8 protein-coding genes and 1 pseudogene are annotated in these 7229 nt (G+C 64.2%); 8 read left to right on the top strand and 1 reads right to left on the bottom strand.

What is annotated here, in order from left to right; translation table 11 throughout:
• Positions 1-246: pseudogene (locus tag EOA75_RS25725) on the bottom strand (mannitol dehydrogenase family protein); the annotation flags it as partial.
• Positions 247-427: 181 nt separating this feature from the next.
• Here EOA75_RS25725 and uxaC point away from each other — a divergent pair.
• The 8 genes from uxaC to EOA75_RS25690 all read left to right on the top strand — a co-directional run.
• On the top strand, positions 428-1831 hold the full coding sequence (gene uxaC / locus EOA75_RS25720) for a glucuronate isomerase (protein WP_127325470.1): 1404 nt from the start codon (positions 428-430) through the stop codon (positions 1829-1831).
• A 64-nt stretch (positions 1832-1895) separates the two neighbouring features.
• Positions 1896-2027, top strand: coding sequence for a hypothetical protein (locus EOA75_RS35645; RefSeq protein ID WP_278121659.1), 132 nt, complete (start codon positions 1896-1898; stop codon positions 2025-2027).
• Positions 2028-2066: 39 nt separating this feature from the next.
• Entirely contained in the window at positions 2067-2840 is a 774-nt protein-coding gene (locus tag EOA75_RS25715) for a FadR/GntR family transcriptional regulator (protein WP_127325469.1), read from the top strand.
• 114 nt (positions 2841-2954) lie between these two features.
• Positions 2955-3722: a 2-dehydro-3-deoxy-D-gluconate 5-dehydrogenase KduD gene (gene kduD / locus EOA75_RS25710; protein WP_127325468.1), complete on the top strand. Its 768-nt coding sequence runs from the start codon at positions 2955-2957 to the stop codon at positions 3720-3722.
• Between the two features lie 31 nt (positions 3723-3753).
• Positions 3754-4083 carry a cupin domain-containing protein gene (locus EOA75_RS25705; protein ID WP_127214120.1) on the top strand — a complete coding sequence of 110 codons (330 nt, stop codon included), beginning with the start codon at positions 3754-3756 and terminating at the stop codon, positions 4081-4083.
• Between the two features lie 234 nt (positions 4084-4317).
• Positions 4318-5064, top strand: a complete 747-nt coding sequence (locus EOA75_RS25700) for a sulfotransferase (RefSeq protein ID WP_127325467.1) — start codon at positions 4318-4320, stop codon at positions 5062-5064.
• Positions 5061-6020 carry a hypothetical protein gene (locus tag EOA75_RS25695; protein ID WP_067324979.1) on the top strand — a complete coding sequence of 320 codons (960 nt, stop codon included), beginning with the start codon at positions 5061-5063 and terminating at the stop codon, positions 6018-6020. The genes EOA75_RS25700 and EOA75_RS25695 overlap by 4 nt, the downstream gene beginning before the upstream one ends.
• Before the next feature lie 219 nt (positions 6021-6239).
• A partial coding sequence (locus EOA75_RS25690; protein ID WP_245466735.1) for an ATP-dependent DNA helicase RecQ occupies positions 6240-7229 on the top strand: 990 nt, incomplete at its 3' end.

The following is a 7229-nucleotide window of genomic DNA, read 5'->3' as shown; positions in this document are numbered from 1 at the left end:
GTAGAGACCGTCCTGCGGCGACAGCGCATCGCGTGTATCGGGACTGCGCAGCGAGACGCCAATGATGCCCCAACCCGTATCGCCATCCGCCAGGCAGGCGTCGACATAGGCCGCCTGATGAGCGCGATGGAAGGCGCCGACGCCGAGATGGACGATGCCGGGCGTCACGGCGCCGCGATCGTAGCGGGGTATGGCGATTGCGCCCGGCAGCTGCGCGATCGTGGCGTTCGACAGTCGGCTGTTCATTGGTTTGAAGTCTCCGATCGGCGCGTCGAGCCTGGCAGGAATGGCGGCAGCGGCGTAGCACCCGCCGCTGCCCCGTACAATGGCCGGGCTTTATGCAAAAGTCATCATACAACCAGCTGGTTTTTGTATGTTGACATTACTCTTTGTCACTCTACCAATGGGTTAGCCTGGGAGGAGCGAAGTGGCTGCATTGACTGATCCGGACCTGCTGTTCGCGCCGGAAACGCGAACGCTGGCTCGCGCCCTTCATGCAGGGGTCAAGGACCTGCCGATCGTCAGCCCGCATGGCCACACGGACCCGCGCTGGTATGCGCTCAACAAACCCTTTCCCGACCCGGCGCAGCTCCTGATCGTGCCGGACCACTACATCTTCCGCATGCTGTTCAGCCAGGGCGTTCGGTTGGAAGAGCTCGGCGTGCCGACGCTCGACGGTGCGCCGGTCGAGACCGACGGCCGAACGATCTGGCGGCGCTTTGCCGAGCATTACTATCTCTTCCGCGGCACGCCGACCCGGCTCTGGCTCGACCATGTGTTCGAGCATCTGTTCGGCATCGACGAACCGCTCAACGCCAGCACCGCTGATCGGTGCTATGACACGATCGCGGCGCTGCTTCAGCGCGTCGACTATCGGCCGCGGGCGCTGTTCGAGCGGTTCAACATCGAGGTGATCGCCACCACCGAAGGCGCGCTCGACGATCTCAAATGGCATCGCATGATCCGTGACAGCGGTTGGCAGGGCCGTGTCGTTACCGCCTATCGGCCGGACGCCGTGGTCGATCCCGACTTCGAAGGTTTCCTGGCCAATCTCGATCGCCTGGGCGAAATCACCGGATGCGACACCGGCACATGGGCCGGCTATCTCGAGGCGCACCGAAAACGCCGCGCCTATTTCAAGGAATTCGGCGCCACCTCGTCCGATCACGGCCATCCGACCGCCGACACCGCCAATCTTTCCGACACCGCGGCGCAGGAGCTGTTCGACAGCATCCGCCGCGGCTCGGAGGACGAGCGCGAGCGAAAACTGTTTCGTGCCCAGATGCTGACCGAGATGGCCAAGATGAGCCGCGACGACGGGCTGGTGATGCAGATCCATCCCGGGTCGTGGCGCAATCATTCGCCGGCTGTTTTCCAGAAATTCGGCCGAGACAAGGGCTTCGATATCCCGACCCGGACCGATTATGTGACGGCGCTGAAGCCGCTGCTCGACTGCGTCGGGCTGGAGCGAGACCTGACGATCATCCTGTTCACGCTCGACGAGACGAGCTATGGGCGCGAGTTGGCGCCGCTCGCCGGCGTCTATCCGGCGCTGAAGCTTGGGCCGGCCTGGTGGTTCCACGACGGCCCGGAAGGCATGCGCCGCTTCCGCGAGATGACCACCGAGACGGCGGGCTTCTACAATACGGTCGGCTTCAACGACGACACGCGCGCCTTTCCATCGATCCCGGCGCGCCACGACGTCGCGCGGCGTGTCGACTGCGCCTTCCTGGCGCGGCTCGTCGCCGAACATCGGCTTCGCGAGGAGGAAGCGTATGAGCTGGCGCGCGAGCTTGCCTACACGCTTGCCAAGAAGGCGTACCGGCTCTGAGCCGGTCGCCAGGATTTGAGAGGCATGAAGTTCCGCATCATCCAATCGGACGTCTTCGTCGAACATGGTCGGCAAGATCACGGTCTGGGAAGCGATGCGCTCGATCTGGTCATTCTACGGCGCGGGTATCGTGGTTCTGGCGCTGGTGACGTATATTCCCGCGATCTCGCTGTGGTTGCCAAGTGTCTTCAAGTAGGCGTCCTCAAATAGGGCGTTCAGATAGGGGAGTGCGACGGTGGCCGGGCCCACGACGGATCTCAGGGTCGAACGGAAGCCGAAGCTGTCGGAAACGGTGGTCGCGGCGATCCGCAAGCAGCTGTTGGCGGGCGAGATCCCGCCCGGGCACAAGCTGCCGACCGAGGGGCAGCTCACGGAAACCTTCGGCGTCAGCCGCACCGTCATTCGCGAGGCGCTGGCAAAGCTTGCCGCCGACGGTCTCGTCGAGGCGCGGCAGGGCGCCGGCGTCTTCGTAACGGAACACATCTCCACCACGCTCGGCGTTTTAGCCGCCGATATGGGCGCCAAGGATTCGATCGCGCTCAACGTGCTCGAGGTCCGGCTGGCGATCGAGATCGAATCGGCCGGCCTTGCCGCCATCCGCCGCAACGCGGCGCAAGAGGCGGCAATCCAAGAGGCTTTCTTCGAGTTCGAGCGGCTCCTGCTCGCCAGTCAGCCGACCGGTCCGGCGGATCTCGCCTTCCATAGGGCAATCGCCAGCGCCACAAATAACCCGTTCTATGTCGAGATGCTCGACGTGCTCGGCCGCCGCGCCATTCCCTGCGACGTAACCTCGCCCTGGTCGGCCGAGCTCGTCCAGGCCGACGAGTACCAGCGTGGCCTGCAACGGGAGCATCTGGTGATCCTCAATGAGATTTCGGCGGGCGACGCCGAAGCCGCGCGCGAGGCGATGCGGGCACATCTCACCTCGAGCCAGCAGCGCTACCGCGAGCGCCTGCAGGCGCGGCAGGCCTATTACGCAAAGTCCGTGGCGGCTGCGTCGACCGGATAATCATTCGAGCAAGGTAGAGATGGACCAGACACACACCGGCGCTTTCAACTGGGCCACGGCCGGCGACAATGTCGACTATACCGAGGTCGACCAGGTGACGATGGACCAGCTCAAGTGAGCGATCTTTTCGCCTTCAGCCTTGCGGGAAAACGCATCCTCGTCACCGGCGCCAACACCGGCATCGGCCAAGGCATTGCCGTGTCGGTCGCGCGCGCCGGCGGCGCCGTCATCGGCGTCGGGCGCTCGGCGATGGATGAAACCGCGGAGAAGATCGCGGCCATTGGTGGCCAGTTCGAAACCGTGGCCGCCGATCTCGGCGATCCTGCCGCGGCTGCCGTCATGCTCGACCGGATATGGGACGAGAAGGGACCGCTCGACGGCTTGGTCAACAATGCCGGCATCATACGGCGCGCCGACGCGGTCGATCTGACCGAAGCCGACTGGGACGAGGTGATGGACATCAATTTGAAGACGGTCTTCCGGCTTTGCCAGAGTTTTGCCAGACGCGTGCTGGCCGAGCCCGGGCGGCGCGGCAAGATCGTCAATATAGGCTCGGTGCTGAGCTTCCAGGGCGGCATCCGCGTCGCCTCCTACACCGCTTCGAAACATGGTGTGCTTGGCCTCACGAGGCTGCTCGCCTGCGAATGGGCGGCGAAAGGCATAAACGTCAACGGCATCGCGCCGGGCTATATCGAAACCAACAACACCGAAGCCTTGCGCGCCGACCCCGACCGCAGCGCCGCCATCCTCGGACGCATTCCCGCGGGGCGCTGGGGCCGGCCGGACGACATCGGCGACGCGGCCGTTTTCCTGCTCGCGCCCGCGTCGGACTACATGCATGGCGCGGTGATGCCGGTGGACGGCGGCTGGCTGGCGCGGTGACCATTCTGCCAATTCGAACGGAAGTTAAGCGATGACGCCTCTCTTTTCACATGCCGGCGAAAAAGCCTGGGAGCCGACGCCCGACGGCAACAGACGGCGCGTGCTGGTGCACACGGCCGAACTGATGATGGTCGAATTCGCCTTTGACAAGGGCGGCCTCGGCGCGCTGCATTCGCATCCGCACGTCCAGGCAAGCTATGTCGCCGAAGGCCGCTTCGAAGTCACCATCGACGACAAGTCAGAGATCCTGGCAGCGGGAAGCAGCTTCATCGTGCCGTCCAACCTGGTGCACGGCGTCAGGGCGCTGGAAGCGGGGCGGCTGGTCGACAGTTTTGCGCCTTATCGGGCCGACTTCCTATAGCGATATTCCTGTTGCCAAAGAAAAACCCGCGCCGTGAGGCGCGGGTTTGTTGCCTGGGCGCAGGTGGCGCCGCCGCGGTACTCAAACATTGCCGCAGGACGACAACGGTGCCGCAACATGGTGAAGATAGGTTTAACGAAGAGGACTGGCACTCTGCCGGCATATCGGCCAAAGAGACGGCGCGCCGCAGCTTTGGCAACGGATGAACTAAGCCGGCGGGAGCGGAAGTCGGAAATGGACGTCGCACGAAAATCAGAAGCCTTTTTGCGCAAGGCCATAAGGCGGCCGATCAGAGAGGTTCGGCGCTTGGCGCTGGATGTGAAGCGGCTGTGGCGGCTTTGGTTTGCTGGACGCTCGGCGCCTTACAAGAAGATATTCATTGCCGGTTGCGCGCGCAGCGGCACGACGCTGACCCAGCGCCTGATGGGGTGTTTCGAGGACACCTTCGTCCATCGAGCCGAAGCGAAATACACCCAGCTGGATATGTTGGACCGCTCCGAATCCAACCTTGTCGTCAAGCGCACGGATCGGGGTCATATGCATCTGGCGAAATTGCCCGCCGCCATTGGCCTGATCTATTGCGTTCGCCATCCTTTCGACATGCTCACCAGCTCGCATCCGGAAAGCAGGGCGGAGCGCCGGTTCCATGTCACCTCCGAACGCTGGCTGGCCGAGTACGAGGCCTTGCTGCGGCTGAGAAAGGCGCAGCCGGAGCGCGCGATCGTCTATGTCCGTTACGAGGACATGATCGCTCGGCCGGACGAGGTCCAGGAGAGGATCGCGCGAGCATTCGACCTCAGGCCGCGTATCCGCTTCAGCGAGGATGCCGGCAACCCGATACGGGCAACATCGCTCAAGAAGTGGGAACGGAACGAGGAATACCTTGCCTATCTCAAAGCCCTGCCCGCCGCCTTCCTCGCCCGGCTGAGAGGGTTCTGTGACGAGTTCGGCTATGACATGCCGGAGTGGGCAAACGCATGACGTCGATGCTCGGCCTTTCAGCCGAACGGCGAGGACCGTTGATTACGCCCGATATGCTGCCGGGCGATGAGGGAGCCAGCATAAACGGCCCATCGCTGGTGAGGATGCCGGCGTGGGCGACCGGCCGGCTCGCAACGTATCACCTCTATTTCGCGCATCACAACGGCACCTACATCCGCCTAGCCTATTCAGATACGCTGCAGGGTCCTTGGAGCGTTCACCCGGGCGGCGTGCTTTCGCTTGGCGAATGTCCTTTTCTGAGGGATCACATCGCCTCTCCCGACGTGCATGTCGACGAGCAGACCCGACGCATCGTCATGTATTTTCACGGCCCCGAGCGACATGGCCGCGAGCAGACGACCTTTGCGGCGACATCGGTCGACGGCCTTTGCTTCAACCCCAGTCCCCAGGCGCTAGGGCCGTTCTATGCGCGGATCTTTCGGCATGACGGCTGGTGGTATGGGCTTTTCGGCACCGGCAGTATCAGGCTTCGCCGATCTATCGATGGTCTTTCCGGTTTCGAGGAAGGGCCGGTCGTGCTGCCGGGCTCGAGCCGGGTTCGGCCGCGGCATGTGGCGGTGCAGAAGAACGGGGATTCGCTGATTGTCTATTATACGCGCAAGGGCGACGCGCCGGAGCGCGTGATTTACGGCAGCATCGACCTTTCCAAGGACTGGCGGCGCTGGGTCGTGCGCGGCAGGACCGAATTGCTGAGACCCGGCACCGACTACGAGGGCGCCGGCCTGCCGGTTCGCCGCAGCAAGGCGGGCGTGGCAAGAAGCAAGGAGAACGGGCTGCGCGATCCGGCCATTTTCGAGGAGGATGGCCGGACCTGGCTGCTCTATGCCATTGCGGGCGAGAGCGGCATCGCGCTGGCCGAAATCCGACCGGGGGAACCCCGGGCTGCCGGGCTGCGAAAATTGATTGCGGATCTATGGAGCCGGCTTGGAGTCTAACGCGCCCTGCCTTTGCTAACCTCGGCTCAGTGGACACTGCCGACCGCCTTGCCCTGCCATCTCGGTATCGCCGGGTTGCGGCGCAGGGAGGAGCCGACACCTCCGGCAGAGACGGCGGCGCCGGCAGGCAAAAACGGCGGACAGCACGGGTTGCGATGGCGTTCGGGCGATCCGCGCCTTAAGAACGTGACCTCAGCCGAAACCGGGAATCACTCTCAAATGCAAAACGCGATGGCGGGGCGGGCATCGGTGGCGGGCATTGCGGCGGAGGGGCGCGATCCGAAGCGGCGCGTGCTGAAGGACGTGTTCGGCTTCGACGATTTTCGACCCGGTCAGGCCGAGGTGATAGAGGCGCTGCTGTGCGGCCGCCACGTGCTGGCGGTCATGCCGACCGGCGCCGGCAAGTCGCTCTGCTACCAGGTTCCGGCGCTGGTCCTTGGCGGGCTCACCATCGTCGTCTCGCCGCTGGTGGCGCTGATGCAGGACCAGGTCGCGGCGCTGCGGCTCGCCGGCGTCGCCGCCGATACGATCAACTCCTCGCTCGATCGCGATGCCAATGTCGCGGCGTGGCGCCGCGTCGCCTCGGGCCAGACGCGTCTGCTCTATCTGGCGCCGGAGCGGCTGATGACCGAGCGGATGCTCGACGCGTTGGCCAGGCTCGACATCCGGCTGATCGCCGTCGACGAGGCGCATTGCATCTCGCAATGGGGGCCAGCCTTTCGGCGCGAATATGAGGACCTTGCGCGGCTGCGGGACCTCTTTCCGAAAGTGCCGATGATCGCGCTGACCGCGACCGCGGACGAAACGACGCGCACCGACATTTCGGCGCGGCTGTTTGCCGAGCGTGTCGACACGCTGGTGCTGGGCTTCGACCGGCCGAACATCAAGCTTGCCATCGAGCCGAAGCAGGACAGCAAGCGCCAGCTGCTGCGTTTCGTCGAACGCCATGCGGGACAGAGCGGCATCGTTTATTGCCTGTCGCGCAGGAAGACAGAGGAGATGGCGGCCTTCCTCGAAAAGAACGGCGTCACCGCGCTCGCTTACCATGCCGGCATGAGCAAGGAGGCGCGGGACGCGAACCAAAACGCTTTCATGACGCTGTCCGGCGTGGTCATCGTGGCGACCATCGCCTTCGGCATGGGCATCGACAAGCCGGACGTCGCCTATGTCTTCCACACCGACCTGCCGGCGAGCCTCGAGGCCTATTAC

The organism is Mesorhizobium sp. M1A.F.Ca.IN.022.07.1.1 (assembly GCF_003997575.1).
GTDB lineage: Bacteria > Pseudomonadota > Alphaproteobacteria > Rhizobiales > Rhizobiaceae > Mesorhizobium.
The sequence above is the reverse complement of the archived record's forward strand: the minus strand, read 5'-3'. Positions and strand labels throughout refer to the sequence as shown.

What these genes read in the sequence shown, in the direction of transcription:
- EOA75_RS25700 (WP_127325467.1), top strand. Translation starts at nt 4,318, where the DNA reads ATGGACGTCGCACGAAAATCAGAAGCCTTTTTGCGCAAGGCCATAAGG.
- EOA75_RS25695 (WP_067324979.1), top strand. Translation starts at nt 5,061, where the DNA reads ATGACGTCGATGCTCGGCCTTTCAGCCGAACGGCGAGGACCGTTGATT.
- EOA75_RS25705 (WP_127214120.1), top strand. Translation starts at nt 3,754, where the DNA reads ATGACGCCTCTCTTTTCACATGCCGGCGAAAAAGCCTGGGAGCCGACG.
- EOA75_RS35645 (WP_278121659.1), top strand. Translation starts at nt 1,896, where the DNA reads ATGGTCGGCAAGATCACGGTCTGGGAAGCGATGCGCTCGATCTGGTCA.